This window comes from Flavobacterium sp. LC2016-23 (assembly GCF_009674775.1).
Lineage (GTDB): Bacteria > Bacteroidota > Bacteroidia > Flavobacteriales > Flavobacteriaceae > Flavobacterium.
The window spans coordinates 174,646-193,108 of sequence record NZ_WKKE01000009.1; the positions used below are offsets into that span (position 1 = coordinate 174,646).

18 protein-coding genes are annotated in these 18,463 nt (G+C 37.3%); 7 read left to right on the forward strand and 11 right to left on the reverse strand.

Going from position 1 to position 18,463, the window contains the following annotated elements:
* Positions 1 to 15 precede the first annotated feature (15 nt).
* The 4 genes from GJU43_RS09690 to GJU43_RS09705 all read left to right on the forward strand — a co-directional run bounded on the left by GJU43_RS09690 (position 16) and on the right by GJU43_RS09705 (position 2,419).
* Positions 16 to 306, forward strand: a complete 291-nt coding sequence (locus GJU43_RS09690; RefSeq protein ID WP_154340565.1) for a hypothetical protein — start codon at positions 16 to 18, stop codon at positions 304 to 306.
* 32 nt (positions 307 to 338) lie between these two features.
* Positions 339 to 638 carry a PepSY-like domain-containing protein gene (locus tag GJU43_RS09695; protein ID WP_154340566.1) on the forward strand — a complete coding sequence of 100 codons (300 nt, stop codon included), beginning with the start codon at positions 339 to 341 and terminating at the stop codon, positions 636 to 638.
* A gap of 5 nt (positions 639 to 643) precedes the next feature.
* The gene (locus GJU43_RS09700; RefSeq protein WP_154340567.1) at positions 644 to 940 is read left to right on the forward strand and encodes a hypothetical protein; all 297 of its coding nucleotides are present in this window, start codon (positions 644 to 646) and stop codon (positions 938 to 940) included.
* A gap of 129 nt (positions 941 to 1,069) precedes the next feature.
* Complete coding sequence (locus GJU43_RS09705; protein WP_154340568.1) at positions 1,070 to 2,419, forward strand: sigma-54 dependent transcriptional regulator; 1,350 nt, start codon at positions 1,070 to 1,072, stop codon at positions 2,417 to 2,419.
* Here GJU43_RS09705 and GJU43_RS23075 read toward each other — a convergent pair.
* The 3 genes from GJU43_RS23075 to GJU43_RS09720 form a co-directional block, all read right to left on the reverse strand.
* Complete coding sequence (locus GJU43_RS23075; protein WP_229655030.1) at positions 2,416 to 3,057, reverse strand: pentapeptide repeat-containing protein; 642 nt, start codon at positions 3,055 to 3,057, stop codon at positions 2,416 to 2,418. The two genes, GJU43_RS09705 and GJU43_RS23075, sit on opposite strands and share 4 nt — an antisense overlap.
* A gap of 139 nt (positions 3,058 to 3,196) precedes the next feature.
* Positions 3,197 to 5,638: a hybrid sensor histidine kinase/response regulator gene (locus GJU43_RS09715; RefSeq protein ID WP_154340569.1), complete on the reverse strand. Its 2,442-nt coding sequence runs from the start codon at positions 5,636 to 5,638 to the stop codon at positions 3,197 to 3,199.
* A gap of 232 nt (positions 5,639 to 5,870) precedes the next feature.
* On the reverse strand, positions 5,871 to 7,772 hold the full coding sequence (locus tag GJU43_RS09720; protein ID WP_154340570.1) for a S9 family peptidase: 1,902 nt from the start codon (positions 7,770 to 7,772) through the stop codon (positions 5,871 to 5,873).
* Between the two features lie 403 nt (positions 7,773 to 8,175).
* On the opposite strand from GJU43_RS09720, the gene GJU43_RS09725 reads away from it, so the two are divergent.
* From GJU43_RS09725 to GJU43_RS09735, 3 genes are read left to right on the forward strand one after another with little or no spacing between them, the layout of a single operon-like run.
* Positions 8,176 to 9,288, forward strand: coding sequence for an FAD-binding oxidoreductase (locus GJU43_RS09725; RefSeq protein ID WP_154340571.1), 1,113 nt, complete (start codon positions 8,176 to 8,178; stop codon positions 9,286 to 9,288).
* The gene (mtgA, locus tag GJU43_RS09730) at positions 9,288 to 10,061 is read left to right on the forward strand and encodes a monofunctional biosynthetic peptidoglycan transglycosylase (protein WP_154340572.1); all 774 of its coding nucleotides are present in this window, start codon (positions 9,288 to 9,290) and stop codon (positions 10,059 to 10,061) included. The genes GJU43_RS09725 and mtgA overlap by 1 nt, the downstream gene beginning before the upstream one ends.
* Complete coding sequence (locus GJU43_RS09735) at positions 10,048 to 10,998, forward strand: lipid A deacylase LpxR family protein (protein ID WP_370455568.1); 951 nt, start codon at positions 10,048 to 10,050, stop codon at positions 10,996 to 10,998. The genes mtgA and GJU43_RS09735 overlap by 14 nt, the downstream gene beginning before the upstream one ends.
* 26 nt (positions 10,999 to 11,024) lie before the next feature.
* On the opposite strand, the gene GJU43_RS09740 is transcribed toward GJU43_RS09735, so the two are convergent.
* Genes GJU43_RS09740 through GJU43_RS09775 form a run of 8 tightly spaced genes read right to left on the reverse strand, consistent with a single transcriptional unit; the run spans position 11,025 to position 18,422 of the window.
* Positions 11,025 to 11,540 (reverse strand): hypothetical protein, encoded by a 516-nt coding sequence (locus GJU43_RS09740; RefSeq protein WP_154340573.1) that lies wholly within the window; start codon positions 11,538 to 11,540, stop codon positions 11,025 to 11,027.
* A gap of 7 nt (positions 11,541 to 11,547) precedes the next feature.
* On the reverse strand, positions 11,548 to 12,504 hold the full coding sequence (locus tag GJU43_RS09745; RefSeq protein WP_154340574.1) for a hypothetical protein: 957 nt from the start codon (positions 12,502 to 12,504) through the stop codon (positions 11,548 to 11,550).
* A complete protein-coding gene (locus GJU43_RS09750; protein ID WP_154340575.1) occupies positions 12,488 to 13,012 on the reverse strand; it encodes a hypothetical protein in 525 nt (174 codons plus the stop codon). The genes GJU43_RS09745 and GJU43_RS09750 overlap by 17 nt, the downstream gene beginning before the upstream one ends.
* Positions 13,005 to 14,192, reverse strand: coding sequence for a PilN domain-containing protein (locus tag GJU43_RS09755; RefSeq protein ID WP_154340576.1), 1,188 nt, complete (start codon positions 14,190 to 14,192; stop codon positions 13,005 to 13,007). The genes GJU43_RS09750 and GJU43_RS09755 overlap by 8 nt, the downstream gene beginning before the upstream one ends.
* Positions 14,192 to 16,096, reverse strand: a complete 1,905-nt coding sequence (locus tag GJU43_RS09760) for a type II secretion system protein GspD (protein ID WP_154340577.1) — start codon at positions 16,094 to 16,096, stop codon at positions 14,192 to 14,194. The genes GJU43_RS09755 and GJU43_RS09760 overlap by 1 nt, the downstream gene beginning before the upstream one ends.
* A gap of 4 nt (positions 16,097 to 16,100) precedes the next feature.
* Complete coding sequence (locus GJU43_RS09765; protein WP_154340578.1) at positions 16,101 to 17,504, reverse strand: GspE/PulE family protein; 1,404 nt, start codon at positions 17,502 to 17,504, stop codon at positions 16,101 to 16,103.
* A gap of 1 nt (position 17,505) precedes the next feature.
* Positions 17,506 to 17,985 (reverse strand): prepilin peptidase, encoded by a 480-nt coding sequence (locus GJU43_RS09770; RefSeq protein WP_154340579.1) that lies wholly within the window; start codon positions 17,983 to 17,985, stop codon positions 17,506 to 17,508.
* Positions 17,986 to 17,987: 2 nt separating this feature from the next.
* Positions 17,988 to 18,422: a type IV pilin protein gene (locus tag GJU43_RS09775; protein ID WP_154340580.1), complete on the reverse strand. Its 435-nt coding sequence runs from the start codon at positions 18,420 to 18,422 to the stop codon at positions 17,988 to 17,990.
* Positions 18,423 to 18,463 lie beyond the last annotated feature (41 nt).

The following is an 18,463-nucleotide window of genomic DNA, read 5'->3' on the forward strand; positions in this document are numbered from 1 at the left end:
AAAAAACTATAAATTATGAAAAAATTAATTTTATCTGCGGCAATAGTTCTGGGAACTTTGTCAATGCAGGCTGGAAACACTTATGTTAAGAGTGTCGCCATCCAGTCAGAAACCACACAAGACGAATATAAAGAAATTGATGCTGTTCCGGCAGCTATCAAAACAGCTTTAGACAATGCTTATCCGGGAGTAAAACTGGAGAAAGCTTACGTGAATGACAAAAAAGAATATAAAATTGAGATTATTGTAAGAGAAGAGAAATCTACTGTGTACACGGATGCCAAAGGAAATATTCTTAAAAAATAAACGAGTTATCAATAACCCACAAAACAATCATTATGAAAAAGTTACTATTATCAACAGCAATCGTTTTAGGAAGTTTAACTGTTAATGCAGCTACAGTTCCGGTAATAAAAAGTTCAGAGAATCAATCAGTAACAATTCAGGATGAGTTTACTGAGGTTAGTTTAGACGCTGTTCCGGCTGCAGTAAAATCAACAGTTGAAAAATCTTTTCCGGGCACAAAACTTGAAAAAGCATATGCGAACGAAAAGAAAGAATATAAACTTGAAATCTCTAATGGAGAAAAGAAGTATACGATATTCACAGATGCTGCAGGAAACATCATTAAAAAATAAATAAGATGAAAAAGATCGTTTTATCCGCAGCAATCGTTTTGGGAAGCTTGTCTATTTACGCCACCTCAATGGTACATTCTGAGGAAGTAAAAATTGAATCAGATTACCAGACTGAATATACAGAAATCAGTACAGATACTGTTCCGGCAGCTGTGAAAACTGCTTTGCAGACTGCTTACCCGGGCGCTAAATTGGTTAAAGCCTACGTCAACGATAAAAAAGAATACAAATTAGAAATAGCAGTTGGTGACCAAAAGGCTACTGTTTACTCAGATGTCAATGGCAATTGGTTAAAAATATAATTAGGTGAATTAGATTTATGTTTTTGGTGAAAAAGAGATTGTTTAAATAACAATCTCTTTTTTTTTGCAAAATTTTGTGAAAAGACAAGTTTAATAGTATTATTTTAGCATAAAAGTCACTAAAAACAAATGCCAAAGATATTACTAATAGAAGACGATATTTCATTCTGCAAATTATTAGAGAAGTTTCTGATAAAAAAAGAGTATGAAGTAATTATTGCTTTTTCAGCGGCAGAAGCCCGATTAGCAATTAAAAATCAATCCTTTGATTTGATTTTGACGGATCTTCGTTTGCCTGATTCTGACGGCATTGGACTGATGGCCGAATTTAAGGCCTCAAACCCGGAAACACCTGTGATATTGATGACAGGCTATTCAGATGTAAATACGGCGGTAAAAGCCATTAAAAATGGCGCTGCTGATTACATCTCCAAACCCTTTAATCCCGATGAGGTTTTACTGGTGATTACAAATGCCCTGCAGCAAACCCCACAGGCAGATGACGCTCCTGCAAAGGAAAAGAAACCGGCCAGAAAACAAACTCCGGCCAATGAAAACGAATTTGTAAAAGGGATTTCTGTTGCCTCAAAAAAATTACTGGACCACATTCAGTTGGTCAGCCCTACCGATATGTCGGTTCTGATTATTGGAGAAAGCGGTACAGGTAAAGAAATTATCGCCAAAAGCATTCACGAGCAAAGTAATCGAAAAAACAATAATTTTATTGCTGTCGATTGTGGCGCCATTCCGAAAGAATTGGCCGCAAGTGAATTTTTCGGACACCTGAAAGGATCTTTTACCGGAGCCATCAGTGATAAAATGGGGTATTTTGAGGCCGCTAACGGAGGAACTCTTTTTCTGGATGAAATAGGGAATCTTTCATATGAAAATCAGATACAGTTGCTTAGAGCACTTCAGGAAAGAAAAATTAAACCGGTTGGAAGCAATAAGGAAATAAACGTCGATATCAGAATTATTACAGCGACAAACGAAGATTTGCGTGAAGCAGTAAAAAACGGTGATTTCCGTGAAGATTTATACCATAGGATTAATGAGTTTTCCATTCAGTCCCCTTCACTGACAGACAGGGAAGAAGATCTGATGGTTTTCGCCGATTATTTTCTGGAGAAAGCCAATCAGCAATTAAATAAAGAAATTATAGGATTTGCGCCGGAAGTAGTCAAAATTTTTCAGAACTACAGCTGGCCCGGAAATTTACGCGAACTTCAAAATTGCGTGAAACGTGCTACTTTATTGTCACGCGGAGATTTTATTGAAAGCGATGTTTTGCCTGCTGAATTTTTTCAAACGCAAAAGCAACAAAATACTACCGGAAATTTCTCGTTGTCCGATAACGAGAAAGAAACCATCATTCATGCGTTATCCAAAGCACAGAACAATAAATCTGAAGCAGCAAAAATGCTTAAAATCACCAGGAAAACACTTTATAACAAATTAAAGCAGTATAATATTGATTAGGGATAAATCCAAATAGGAACATCCATCTTTTCAAACTGGGTTTCTAGCGGCTTGATACCTCCCTCTATTTTAATACCACGGAGATCACAATTAATAAACTTAGAACCACTAAAATTACAATTCATGAATTTTGATGCTCTAAATTCGACCCTATTAAAAAGAGTATTTGTAAAATCACAATTAATAAATTTAACTCTTCTGCCACCATATTCTATTCCTAAACTTCCTGCTCCAATTTTTGCTCCTGAAAAATTAGTATTTTCACATAACGTATCATTCATTATTACTACTAATTTAGCATAAGAAAAATCGCAGTCAACAATGCTACAATCAAGCATAACACATCTATCAAGATTGGATTTGGTCAAATTTACTTTGATTAATGAACTATCACACATACTGCCAGATATCTTGGCATAAGATAAGTTGGAATTAATAATCCGAGATTTATACAAGTTTTTACTTTTTAATTCATCTATAAATGCATCAGGACCAATTATAATTCCTGATAGATCTGCTCCAACTATATGTGGATCATTATTTACAATTGAGTTAATATATTTTGAAATACTTTCCAAATACTGATTACTTGACCACTTACTAATAATATCCTTTTTCATTAAATCTAATATTGTCAAACGTCATTTTTTAATCACCTATCTTACAAATATATGTAGGTTTTTTCATATGCAAAAATTTAATTAGTCTGTAATTTTGAGATATGACGATTAGGAGTATTTGTTTAGTTAAAAATAGCTATTTGAAAATTTAGATAAACTACTTTATTTCCTGTTTTAAAGAGTTAAAAAGTATTTCAGTTTTGGTTTTTAGTTTTGTAAAAACACCTTCCAGCGCATCATTTTTAAACTCATCTTTTTCCAGACCTTTTAGGATAATGGCAATTTCATTAGACTGAATCTGTTTGAACATAGGCGCAATTCTGTGGGCTATAGAACCGATTTCAGCCGTATTTTCTTCGGTAATAGCTTTGCTTAACAAAACCAGGTTTTCTTCGGTACTCTCGATAAAGGAGTTGATCACATCTTTTAAGGATTCACTGTCATTTCCCAAAAACTCTTTTAAGGTTTCCAAAGAATACAATTGTGTCGAAGAAATTTCCTGTACAGCTTTGATTTCATCAGCCGGAAGAGGATTATGTTCTAAAATCTGATGAATCGTTTCCAGAAGGACTTTTGGCGAATAGGGTTTTTTAACAACAGTGGTAAATCCGGCTTTGCTGTACACCGAAAAATCAAGATCTGTTCTGCCCGTAAGTGCAATTACAGGCTGGTTTTTGAATGTTGTATTATTAGAACTTCTCAATTTTTCAATAAACATAAAGCCGTCCATTTCGGGCATCTGAATATCGGTAATAATGAAATCGAAATTCGTATTCGAAATGGCTTTTAAGGCTTTTGATGCCCTGTCAAAAGATAAGACATGATGGTTTTCCTGTCTTAAAACCCCACTCGTTAAATTCAGTAAATTAATATCATCATCAATTACAATAAAAGTCTGCTTTTTTGTTTTGGTCAAAACGGACTGTTTTTTGACTTCTGAAGGAGCAGGAGTGCTGTTGTCAAATAATAAAGGAAGCTTGATTTCAAAGGTGCTTCCTTCTCCAAAAGTACTTTCAAGCGTTAATTTTCCGCCCAGAATCGTGATTATTTTTTGGCAGATTGAAAGGCCAAGACCGGTTCCGCCATACTTCTTTTCTATATTTTCGTTCGCCTGAGCAAATTCCTCAAACACCAGTTTTTGATTTCCTTTTTCAATTCCAATGCCGGTGTCTTCGATCGTAATGACAAAAAAAGCATCCTCACTCACATAAGAGCTAATTTTGATATACCCTTCTTCGGTGAATTTGTACGCATTTCCTATAATGTTGGTCAGGATCTGTTTCAAACGAAATGGATCTCCGACAATTTTGCTGTTCAGTTTTTCATCAACATTGATAATAAGATCGATGTTTTTGTTTTTATAAACCGTCTGGATATTTTTGGCGGCATCCTCAATTACTTCGGGTAAAAGGAAAGGTACTTTTTCCACGCTGATTTTTCCGGCTTCAATCTGCGAGAAATCCAGTAAATCCTGAACTAATTGCGAAATGTACTCCGAGGAGTTTTTAATGTTTTTAACGAAATAGGATTGTTTGGTATTCACATCCGAATTGCCCAAAAGTTCGGTGTAGCCAACAATGGTGCTCAATGGTGTTTTCAAATCATGACTTACGGTCGAAATTAACTGTTCGCGGCTTTTAAGCAGGTTTTTGGTTTTGAAGTTCGCAATTTCCAACTGTTTTTTATAGAGTTGCGATTTAGAGTAATCACTCACAATAAGAATGGAGAAAAAAACCGTTAAAAACAAACCGATAATAGCAGAGACTGTTACAATCTCATTGACTTTTTTAAGTGATTTTTCTTTTAGTGAATTGTTCTTGATTGAATTGATAATGATTTCCCTTTCGATAATACGAAGTACTTTTCGGAGTTGTTCTGAGATGGCAATTTCATTTTTAAGCAGTTTGTTTTCTTCGAAATTCAGGGATTCCTTTTTCTTTTCTGCTTTTAGTTTTACGTTGCTCAACAGTTTTTTCGAATTGGCCAGAATAGAGTCTGAAGCCTGTTTGCTCAGCGTGTTGGTGCTGTCATCCGGAATATTCTGATTCAGGTAATCGACATATTTCTGGAGTACATTTCGTTGGTAACTGCCTAAATCATTGGGGCTTTTGGTAAAATCCTGCAGTTCTAATTTACGGAGTTTAAACTCCATTTTAGTGATTTCGTTAATAGCCGTATTTACCGAGACTTCATCTTCGGCTTTGTTTTTTATGGTTTTTAACTGTTTTATGTTATCTGTTTTTTCAGATAATAAATAGGTAACACTGTCTAATAATACTTTCTGATATTCTGTAGTGACAATTTGTTTTAAGGTGTCAATTCTGGATTTTAAGGAATCTGTTTCAATAAGGTAACTTTTAAAATCATTCTCCGAATTGGTCTGAATCGTTTTTCGGGCTAAACTTTCTGTTTTGTAGACGTTCGAAAAAAGTTTGCTCACCCTTAGGATTTTCGTTTTTTCTAAGGCGATTTTATCTTCAAGTTTATTATAAACAGCATTTTCAGAATATAAAAACCATCCGACCGTAACCACCAATCCCAGCAATGCAATATAACTGAAGAGTACTTTAAACGGCATGTAACTTTTTTTACTCTCCATAGATGATAAGGATAGAAATGGAATGTTTTATTTTAATTGAAATTGTCGCAATTTATTTAAATTTTTCCCTTTTTGGAAATATAATGAAGGCTAATATTTTATATAATTAAAAGATATAAAAAACAAAATAGCTGCAGATTGTATAAATCTACAGCTATTTGGACGAAAATACACCTGAATTCTATTCCGGTTTAACTTCGTTTAAAGTTTCGCGTTTTCACCTGAAATCTTATTATAAGGTTTCTTTTAACCATTTAAAGAATTCCCCTTGCCAAACCTGTGCGTTCTGTGGTTTTAAAACCCAGTGGTTTTCTTCCGGGAAGTACAGCAGACGACTTTTGATTCCTCGTAACTGCGCAGCCTGAAAAGCTTCCTGTCCCTGTCCGATAGGTACACGGAAATCTTTTCCTCCCTGAACGATTAAAATAGGTGTGTTCCAGTTTTGTACTAAACTGGCAGGGTTGAAAGTAGTATAGGTTTTTTGTGCTACGGCATTATCTTTTTCCCAGTAAGCACCACCGAAATCCCAGTTATTGAAGAAAACCTCTTCTGTTGTTCCGAACATACTTTGTGTATTGAAAACACCATCGTGAGCAATAAAAGTCTTGAAACGGTTGTTGTGAATTCCGGCTAAGTAAAACACGGAATATCCTCCGTAACTAGCCCCAACACAGCCTAAACGGCTTTTGTCAACATAGCTTTCTTTGGCCACATCATCAATAGCAGATAAATAATCGTCCATCACCTGTCCGCCCCAGTCTTTACTGATTTGTTCGTTCCATTCTACTCCGTGTCCCGGCATTCCGCGACGGTTGGGAGCCACTACCACATACCCTTTGGCTGCCATTAAGGAGAAATTCCAACGGTACGAATACGATTGTGTCAATGCAGATTGTGGTCCGCCCTGGCAATACAATAGTGTTGGGTATTTTTTGGTGGCATCAAAATTTGGCGGTAAAATGACCCAAACCAGCATTTTCTTACCATCAGTAGTCGTTACATAACGTTTCTCTGTTTTGCTTAAGCTTAGTGTTTTATAAGTTTCAGTATTTACATTTGATAATTGTTTCCAGGTGTTTTTCTTTAAATTATAAGAAAAAATCTCAGCGGCATGATTCATATCTGTTTTGGTTACGATGATGTCATCGCCGGCAAAAGCAACTAAATCATTCACGTCAAAATCACCAGTTGTCAATTGACGAACTGTAATGGCAATTCTTGTTAAACCGGGAAAATTAACGGTAAAAAGTTGCTTGGTCCCGTCAACCGGTGCTACGAAAAATACATTTTTCCCGTCTTTGCTCCAGATAAAATGATCTACAGTTCCGTCCCAGTTGGCCGTCAGGTTCATTTTGATTCCTTTGAATTCAACAATGATGTCATTTTTATCGGCTTCATACCCATCGCGTTTCATTTGCAGCCACGTCAGGTTTCCCGTTGGGGAAAATTGCGGAGCCATATCGTAACCTAAGTTGTCTTCGGTTCTGTTGACTGTTTTCTGAGTCTCTAAATTGTACTCGTAAATGTTGGTATTGGTCGAAATAGCGTAGGCAGTTCCTGCTTTTTTCTTGCATACATACAAGATGCTTTTTCCATCGGGAGACCAGATATAGTCTTCGTCGCCGCCAAACGGTTTCTGCGGACTGTCGAAAGTTTCTCCTCTTAGGATGTCGATTCCGGCAGCGCCCTCTTTGTTTTCCTTATAAAAAACATGGTTGAATTTACCTTCATTCCATGTATCCCAGTGACGGTAATCCAAACCATCGTAAATTTGAGCATCGGATTTGTCCAGGCTGGGATAAAAATCTTTTCCTAGAACGTTATTAATTTTTACTTCTTCATTGTACACTAAAAATTTTCCGTCGGGCGAAACATTTTTGTCTTTCAGTACTTCTTTAGTGTCTTTGATTTCCGTTGCATTTCCTCCGGTTACAGGTAAAGTGTACAATTTAGAATGTGATTTGTTTTCCTCTACTGAAGGAGTCGTAACCTTAAAAACAACATTTTTTTCGTCTTTTGAAAGGCCAAGCGGTGTTACTCTTCCTAGTTTCCATAACAATTCCGGTGACATTACATTTTGTCCGATAGCGTTTAAACTCATCATTATTAAGGTTGTGAATAATACTTTTTTCATAATTGATATTCTGATTTTTGAGGAGCTAAAAGTACGAATTTTAAATTCCAATTTTTTAAATTCCAAATTCCAATTATTGTTAAAACTTTTAATTGTTCTGTCACCCTGAGCGCAGTCGAAGATCGGTTCTAGAAAAAGGGCTTCGACTACGCTCAGCCTGACGTGCGTTAAAACCATATAAGTGATGTAAGTTCATTTAAGATGAGGCTGGCTTGTTTACGATTTGTACGATTTGTCACCCTGAGCGAAGTCGAAGGCTTCTGGAAATAAAAGGGCTTCGACTATGCTCAGCCTGATATGCATTAAAAATCAAAAATCGCTGCGCTTAAAAAAACTCTTAAATGAACTTCCATTACTTATATGGTAAAACAAAAAATCAGTATTTTTATAAAAAATTGAGGGCATGGAATTAAGTTACTGGGAGCTTAAAAATTGGTTCACCAATGTAGATTATACGATCGTGGGCAGCGGCATTGTGGGTTTGCATGCGGGCTTGCGTTTACGCGAAAGATTCCCAACAGCAAAAATTCTGGTTCTGGAAAGAGGAATGCTTCCGCAGGGTGCCAGTACAAAAAATGCCGGTTTTGCCTGTTTCGGAAGCCTTTCTGAAATTATGGAGGATCTGAAAACGCACTCAGAAGAAGATGTTGTAAAGCTTATCGAAAAACGCTGGCTGGGTCTTCAGCTGCTCCGAAAAAGACTGGGGGATGCTGCCATAGATTTTAAGCCACATGGGGGATATGAAATTTTTCTAAAGGAAGATGAAAGAGGTTTTAATGATTGTCTGATTAAATTGCCTTTTATAAACGATATCCTGAAACCACTTTTTAAGGCAGATGTTTTTAGTAAGGAAGTGGACCGATTTGGTTTTGAAAACATTCAGGACTATTTGATTTTTAATCCGTTTGAAGCTCAGATCGACACCGGAAATATGATGCAGGAATTGCTGAAACAAGCCGTTGCAGCCAACATACTGATTTTAAACCAGCAGACAGTTACTTCTTATCTCGATAAAGGAAATGAAGTGGAAGTGGTACTGAATGATTTTAGTTTTATTTCGAAAAAAATACTTTTTGCAACAAATGGGTTTGCTACTACGTTAACTAAGGGAGCCGTACAGCCGGCAAGGGCCCAGGTATTAATTACGGAGCCCATTCCGAACCTGGATATCAGGGGAACTTTTCATTTGGACCGCGGGTATTATTATTTCAGGAATATCGGTGATCGTATTTTACTGGGCGGGGGACGTAACCTTGATTTTGAGACCGAAACCACAACAGCATTTGGTCAGACCAAAATTGTGCAAAATAAATTGGAGGATTTACTTAAAAATGTAATTTTACCAAATCAGGAATTTCAGATTGCCCACCGTTGGAGCGGTATTATGGGAATAGGAAACAGTAAAACGCCTGTGGTGACGCAACTGTCTGAAAACGTGTTTTGTGGAGTGCGTTTAGGCGGTATGGGCGTCGCAATAGGAAGTTTAGTAGGAACAGAATTAGCAGATTTAATATAATGGCAGTCAAAAAACCAGCACCAAAAAAAACAACCGCAAGCAAACCAAAGCCTAAAACAGCTTCAAAGAAATCGAATCGTTCTTTGGGAGAAAAAGTGAAATGGTTTTTCATCAAATTATTACTTTGGTTCTTCGGCCTCTCGATAGGATCCGTCATCTTTTTTAAATATGTACCGGTTCCTTTTACACCCTTGATGGTGATTCGTGCCATCGAAAATAAAGTAGATGGAAAGGAAGTGTACTTTGACCATGACTGGGAACCGATTGAGAAAATTTCGATGAATCTGCAGAAAGCGGTTATTGCCAGTGAGGACGGAACTTTCCTGTCACACAATGGTTTCGATTTTAAGGCACTTCAGAAAGCATACAAAAGCAATGAACGCGGCCGCAGGATTCGCGGTGGAAGTACCATTTCACAGCAAACGGCTAAAAATGTGTTTTTATGGCAGGGAAAAAGTTATTTCCGTAAAGGATTAGAAGCTTATTTTACCGTTTTAATAGAAGTGATCTGGGGCAAGGAACGTATCATGGAAGTCTACCTGAACAGTATCGAAATGGGCGATGGCGTTTATGGGGCATATGCTGCCACAGAACATTGGTACCGACGTGATGCTTCGAGTTTAACCCCGATGCAGGCTGCCGGAATTGCGGCTATTTTGCCTAATCCAAGAAAGTTTAAAGCCACCGGATCGTCCAGTTATATCAACAGACGTAAAGAAAGAATTGTTCGTGAAATGCGCGCCGTTGGAAAAATACATTATGATGGGAAATAAAAAAGCCTTTTTAGTGCTTCTGTTATTGACATCAGCATTTACTTTTGGACAGGGAAAAACCAGCGAAATCGGATTTATTACGGATAATGATTTATATACCTCTTCTAAAAATGATATGTATTACACCAATGGCTTAGAGCTGTTTTATCGTTTTTTATCGAAGAATGAAAATCCCAAAATCAATAAAAAAATCACCGAGTTTCGGGTTGGTCAGTATATTTACAACCCGAGATATATTAACATTGAAGCCCGGGACAATAACAATCGCCCTTTTGCGGGATATCTTTTTGCCGAAGCGGGCCGCAGTTTTTTTTATAACAGCGAGTCGGTTTTAAAAACAGATTTCCAGTTGGGTTTTGTCGGGCAAAATTCATTAGGGAAAGAAATGCAGGAAGCATTCCATCACGTGATTGGTTATAAAAATGTCTATGGATGGGAGAATCAGATTCATAATGCTTTGGGCGTACAGGTACATGCGCTGTATTCAAAGAAATTATTTCCAAGCCGCCATAACGATTTTATAGATCTTCACTTTCAGTCGGAAGGAAATCTGGGCACTATTTTTACCGGCGTTTCCACAGGTTTTCTGACCCGCATTGGATTTAAAAAACTGCTTCCGGTTTACGATTCCAATTTGCATGATGCGTCCGTGAGTGCTGTACTGCCATACACCGTCAGAGAGTTTTATTTCTATGCGATACCCAGTGTTAATTATCAGTTTTACGATGCTACAATTGAAGGAAGCTTATTTAATAATGAAAGTCCGGTTACTTTTGATCTGCAACCGCTGCGTTTCAATGCCGAGTTTGGGCTGAAATACCGTCACGATAACTTCAATTTTTCCTATGCTTTTATTTACCACGGCAGGGAACTGGACAGCCACGAAATAACAGGCTCTTTTTACGGTTCGATCCGTCTTTCGTACATGCTGAACTAGAAAATCTTTTAGAACGGAAAGGCTGATTAAATTTTAAAGCGCTTAATTATTTTTCTTTCCTTGTTGAAATCAACCTCCAGGGAATCACTGGATATTTTTTTGATCATCAGTCCGTCAACAAGATCGTTTTTTCGTAAACGAAACATTTTCGAATCAATTTTCAGGATTACCATTTCTCCACGAGAATCTTTGATATAACCGTGATAAGAGATAGCAGGCCATACGATCAAATGCTTCATTGTTGGTGCAGGGGCTGCTTTTTTAACTACAGCACCCGAATGGTTAGGATTCGGGACATATTGTCTTTGCGGACGGGAAATCACTTCCTGAACCTGTTTGTTTAAGAAAGGATCTCTTGCTACGTTTTCTAAGGCAAAAGTGTCTTTGTTAATCTGGTTGAATTTTATGGTAGGGGTTCCTGCGGAGTTGTTTACGGCTAATTCCTTAGACGTAAAAAACCGGTTGATCGTTTTATAAAAAACAGAGCCCCATAGCCCGAGAACTACGACGAGTAAAATAATATTTATCTTTTTCTTGACCATCTCTGTACTAAATTACGGTGAACTTAAAGGGTACGCTGTAGGCACTTACATTTCCGGCAGCATCTGTCGTTTTAATTCTCCAGTAATAATCTCCTAATGTGGTGAAAATACGCTGATAGGATGTACTTGCATTATTAGTCGGGAAAAGAATGGTGGTAAAAGTACTAGTGTTGGAAAATTCAATCGTGTACAAAAGAGGAGACTGGATCGTTCCGGTATCCGTAGGAGAAACCCAGGTAAAAGTAGTCGACACATTATTGGTAATAACAGCGTTAGCAGCCGGAAGAGAATTGACAGGCACTCCCGGTACAACGGTGTCAATAAAGAAATTTCTGGAAGAGAACTGAGCAGTCTGACTCGTGCTGTTAATTCCTCTTACCTTCCATTGATAATTGGCATCTTTGGTTAAATTAGTGCTGTTCAAAGTAACCGATGTTTCGGTAGTGCTTTCGGATTTATAGACTGATTCGCTGGTGTTTGTGTTAATGACTTCAACATAATAGCTGGTAGCAGCTGCCAGTTTTTGCCATTTGATCGTTAGGTCTGTGCTGTTTTTATACACATTGTTGTCCGGACTTGTTAAGACCACCTGCTGATTGCTTAAGTCATCGGTTGTAACCATCGAAAAGTTAGAAACAGCCGAATAGTTGGATTCGTACGCAAAGTTTTCCCCTCTTACTTTCCATTGATAACTTCCTGTCAGTAAAGGAATGTTTAAACTGGTTTTGGCTACTAACGAATCAACAACAATGGTTTCGTTGATGTCCAGTACCTGCAAACGGTATTTTTTGGCTCCGTCAAGTTCGTTCCATTGAAAATTAACGACATTGCTTTCGATTACAGTCTTGTCTTTTGGTGATACTACTTTTATGATATCGTCAGAAATGTCTTCTTCAAAAACATCTTCGCAGGATACAAGCAGTAAAACGAAAAGAAACGGTATAATTTTATTTAGTGTTTTCATAATTTTGAAAAATCATTTTTAAATGTAAAACTTCAGAAGTGTTGTTTTTTTTGACGGTATAAAAATTCATGCTGACCATTCTTGAAAAATCAAACTTTTTCTCAAAATCATAGCCTAGGGCCAGCAGCTGGTTGCAATTTCCGGTTACGTCAAGCTGGTTGCTGATAATCCGGTAATTTTCATCCGAAAAAACATGCGTTGGCTGTAAATCATTGATGGAAACTTTGGGGTTTTCAGTAGAAGCAAAGCTTATAATTCCCTGCTGCACCATCTCTTTGGTGATCCCTTCTTTCCCGATGACACGATCGAGATAGTTGATTTCTTTGGTTAAACTTTCTGTGTTATTTGCTTTTTTGTTGATCTCATTCGTTTTTTCAGCTAAAGTCCTGTACTCGTTTATGACCTGAAATAAGGTATGGAAGGATCTTTTGTATGCTGTTACCAAAAGCATCACAAAAACCAGGACCAGTGACGTAAATTTCTTTTTATAGGAATATTTCTCAAACATCTTTTATCGTGATTTTTATTTCAAACTGTGATTTATTTTTCTTGTCTTTCTTAAAACTGATGATTTCAAAATTCTTAAGCCAGCTCATTTTTTTTAATTTTTCCATCCAGTTGTTGAAGGACGTTTCATTAAAAGTCTCGCCTTTAATGACGATTGATTTGGCGTCAAAACTAATTTTCTGAGTGGCTTTTACTTCTTTGCTGACCGGAATAATATTCAGGTTCGTTAAAGAAATGTCACCCGGAATTCCCCTGATGATCTCATAACTGTAAAAGGAAAGAAACTTAGAGGATAAAAATCCCGATTCGTTTAGCAGCTGTTGCTTGTTTTCTTTCTGTTTTTCCAGATCAAGGATCAATTGATAGGATTGACTGGAATACACATTCTGAAGGTTGAGTTCTGCATTTTTGGAACCGTAATACTGGATTAGCAGATAACTCACTAACAGACTCGATAAAAAACCGACAAGCATGGTAATCCCGAGGATGTTGAATGCTTTTTTGTAGATGATTTCCTCTGTACTTAAACTTTCGTCTGTGGTTTTGGAAACTTCTTTCTGCTGAATAAAAAAGTGAACAATAATTCCGTAGAGCGGGAGGAACTTATTTGAAATAACGTCCTTCCCAATCGTATAGTTTTCTCTTTTTACCGGTTCGGCCTGCTTGGTAAACTGAACAAGCTTTCCATTGTCAAATTCTAACAGTAAATCGTTTGATGTTATAGTATCTTTTTTTACAGCATCGTATAACAATGCCGCTAAGAAGGAACCGATGTAAATATCGGCTACCTGAAAACCTTTTTTCAGCAATTTATCGGTGATTTCATTGACGATGTTTTTCCTGCAAAAGCTCATGAAATTACTGCCCGAACCAATGATGCTGGTGTGGTAAATAGATTCAAAGTCAATGTTTTTGTACCAGTTGACGTCGCTTTCGGTATTGAAATTGATTTCTTTATTTAAAATACCTTTTCCGTCAATAGCCAAAAGTACCGGAATCTTAAGATCAATATTTCGGGCGACTTTGTCAAAAGTATCAAAAGAGGAACTGCTTACAATATCTATTTTGTTTCCTTTTTTCTTCACAGTTAGTACATTGTAACTTTCCTCATCCTCTTTCCGGATGATTCCAATTACATGTAAATTGTTTAGCTTTATTATTTTAGATAAAAATGTAATCATTAATATACCACTGTTGGTTTAATAAAAATGTGCAATTTCGAATTGGTTTTTGCCTTTTTCCTGCTGCTGAAAAACCATTTGATAATTGGAATTCTCGACAAAAGAGGAGTTCCGGAACCGGCATCTTCTTTTTTTAGTTCATCCAGACCGCCCAATAAGATCATTTCACCATTTTTGACACGAACCAAAGATTCAAATTTTTGTGTTGCTTTTCCGGGAGGTGCCGTTTCTCCGGCTCTTCCAAGGAAAGAACTTTTTTCGACTACAATCGTAAGCGTTACATTCTCGTCTATCGAAACAAAAGGTTTTATGGAAAGACTTAAATTCGCATCCGTAGATTTCCAGGTTCCTGAATTCAGGATATCATTTCCGATGTTGCTGTTGATTAACCGGTTGCTTTGTTCGAAATAATAGCTGGTTTCCCCAATAGATAATTTTGCTTCATGTCCGCTGATGGTCGCGATTTTCGGCGTAGATTCTACTTTTACAATCGAGTTGTTTTCCAGTAATTTCAGATTCAGGTAAAAAGCTTCCGTTACTTTTCCGAGTTTGAAGATTCCGAAACCATTAAAGGCTTCGATCAGACTGTTTACAGAAGTCGAATTTACCGTTACATCTGTCGAAGGAAATAAGGTTCCGCCAGTGACCTGTTTGTTGATTTTATCCAGTCCGGCTTTCATTCCGGTCTGTACATCATGGGACTTGTTGTATTGTACGATGATCACTTCAATCTGTACCATTGGTACGACTTTATCAATCTGTTTGATGTAGATTTTTAATTCTTCCAAGATTGATTTCGATCCCGAAGCCACCAGACCGTTTAACTCCACAAATTCCTTGATTTCGAGTTTCTCGGAAAATACTTTTGGCAGCGAAGCCAGTACCAGTTCGATCGATCTGTTTTCTAATTGAATGATTTCGGTAGCGCGCAATCCTTCTGCTCCTTCTTCTCCGATTAGGTATAAATTGTCCTGTTTTTTAAAGGTGTATTTTTTTCCTTTGAAAATATGGAACAACAATTCGTCAAAGGTGATGTTATCGGCCGAAAGGGTTGTTTTTTCATTTTCCGGTTTGTTGTACAGAAAATAATTCACATGAAGTTTCTCTGCCGCTTCGGTTAATAAATCGGAAGCATCGGCAATATAAGCTTTGACAGACAAGAGGCCGTTTTTGTTTACGGTTACTTCATAATACCCCGGAACCCCCGCACTCGATTTTGGCTGTTTTGCTTTTTGTGAAACTCCGTTTGCGGTAACAGCTCCGTCTTTGTTTTTTTCGATGAAGTAAAAGCCGTTTTCGTCTTTGGTCGCAATCAGATCATTCGATTTAGACATCATTTCGATAACCTGATCAAACGGACGGTTCAGGATATAGGAAGAAACGCGGAGATTTTTTACTTCCGGTGCTAAAACTAAATTCTTGCCTGATTTGTCAATAATAGCTTTTGCGACTGCCGATAAGGTGTCGTTTTCTAATTTAACCGATAGAAAATCGTTTTGGGAATTATAGCTGACATCAATAATTTTAGGTGCTTTTTTTTCTACAATCGTGACTGTTTTCCTCTTTTTGAAGATAATGATATTGTTCGTGAACGTCACTTCCAGATCGTATTTCTGTACCAGGTGAATGAACACGTCTTTTACGGTGACATCAAAAAAGTTATTGGATACAGGCTGATTTAATTCGGTATCAACATCAATGTTCAGTTGATGTTCTTCGGCTATAGAAGAAATAAAATCGTGTAATGTTAATCCTGAAACGTCTATTTTAATAGCTTCATTAAGTCCCTTTTTCTGGATGGAAAGGTCGTCCAGTTTCTTGCTTAGTTCGCTGATGTCTTGTTGTGCAATAATACTATTTGTAAAAAATAGTACCATAATTATGTAACCTAATTTTTTAAACATTTATTTATAAGTTAATTAAAATAGAATATATTTCTTCTAAAGCCGTTTCTCCTTCGGCCAAAATATCAAAAGCTTTTTCTGATAGTGATTTATAATTTTCATCGTTACTGAATAACTTCGTAACGGTATTGTTTTTTATGGCTTCGGTGATAACGGAATCAATGGTTAGTACTTCATAAATAGCCGTTCTTCCTTTGTATCCGGTATGAAAACACTGATTACAGCCTACTGCTTTGTAATACGTTTCGATTTCGTACGGAAATGTATAGTTCATCGGGAAATCCTTTTTGGTACAAGGCACTTCCTTTTTGCAGTGGCTGCAAAGTTTTCGAACCAGTCGTTGTGCTACGGACAGGTTTAAGGTTTCGGCGATCAGATAGGAGGGAACGCCCATATCTATCAATCTCGAAATCGTACCTACTGCCGAATTGGTATGGATCGTAGACAATACCAAATGCCCGGTTAAGGAAGCCCTGATGGCCATTAAGGCCGTTTCGGAATCCCTGATTTCCCCCAGCATGATCACATCGGGATCCTGTCTTAAAAAGGATTTCAGCGCAGAAGAGAAAGTCAAACCAATATCTTCTTTGAGCTGTACCTGATTGATTCCTTTTAAGGTGTACTCGATCGGGTCTTCTACCGTGACTATATTTCTACGGCTATCATTAAGCAATCTCAATGTCGCGTACAGGGTTGTTGTTTTTCCTGAACCGGTTGGTCCGCTGATCAGGATAATTCCGTTGGGTTTTTTTACCGCTTCCAGATAGTGTTCCAGTTCTTCTTCCTGAAGGCCCAGTGTACTTAAATCGATATTGGAGGCATCCTGACCTAATAAACGCATCACGATTTTCTCGCCAAAAAGTGTGGGTAAAATCGAAACCCTGATGTCAAAAGAATCATTGGTGATCCTTCCGTCCTGCGGCAATCTTTTTTCGGTAATGTTCAGTTTTGCCCTGATCTTGATTTTGTTGACCAGCTCCAGGTAATTCTCACGTTCTACTTTATAACGTTCAATTAACTGTCCGTCGATCCTGAACCGGATTCGGGCAGAGCTTTCATACACTTCAAAATGAATATCACTGCATTTAAGTGATTTGGCTTCTTCCAGTAAACTTTCAAGGAAATCCCCTTTGTCGAAATTCAGTGATTTATTGGAACTCGTCACTCTTTCTTTTCTGTAATAGATAGAAAGTGCTTTTTCAATCTCATAGGAGGCAATCGGACTGAAGATGATGTTTTTGCCTAAGAAAAGTTCCAGCTCTTCTTTGGCATCGCCGTTATGATACGATTCATCCACATACAATTCCAGCGTATTTTCTGAAACGGATTTGGGTAATATTCGGTATTGGTTGGCAAGATCGCCTGATACGATATGCTGATTTTCGGAGTGAACGATGATATCCTGCATATTAGATCAGTGTAAGTTTTGGATAGAATGAACAATAATCTTTTATCAGGACAATAATTAAAAACAATGCCGAAAAACCAGCTAACGGAACGGTATGTTCCGCAAGAACTTTTTTAAATGCAAACTGTAAAACCAGGGCAAAAACCATGGAAAGTATAAAAAATACAATGAAATTCGGAAGTATAAAAAGCGGAGTGACCGCCACATAAAATAGCAAATCGCCCAGGCCAAAATAATGTTCAAACGGATTTAAAAACTGCTTGCTTTTTATACTCATATACAATACAAGTATGCTTAAGGTAACAAGAAAAAAGGCCGTGTTCAACAGCATGTTTTTAAACGAAAGCGACTTGAGGTAAATGATGTACAGGGAAAACAGGAAAATAGCCAAAGGCAACACCACATGAATGCGCCTGTATTTCCAGTCCTGGAAAAACACAAATAATAAAGCCGCTAACAAAAAGAGTAAAGGTGTTTCCAAATTTATTCTTTTGTTACTTCAGTTAACATTTTCTTGCTGTCTATTTCCCAGGTATTAAAATTTCCGTCACCATCTAAATCAGAAGTGGCAGTAGCTCTCGCCAGAAAAGAATCGTTGGAAGCCTCGAGGATTTCAATTTTGTACACCGCCTGTCCGCCTTCGTCAACGGTCTGCTCTTGTTCAAAACCTAATTCTTCTAAGCTATTGGAGTATTTTGAATGTCGGTAAAAATGACTTTTCTGTAGGCCGTACACCTGGTTGAGCATGGCTTGTGCCTCAATGGCTTTGGCCTGACCAATTACAGAAGTCTGATTGGGTAAAACCATTAACAATAAGATTCCAATAATGCATAATACAATTAAAATTTCTGTTAACGAATATGCCTTAATTGTAGCTTTTTTACTATTTTTTAATAATTTTTTAATCCTTTTTAACATTTGTATGCATTTATTTATTAAAATATGTTAATACTTCGGCG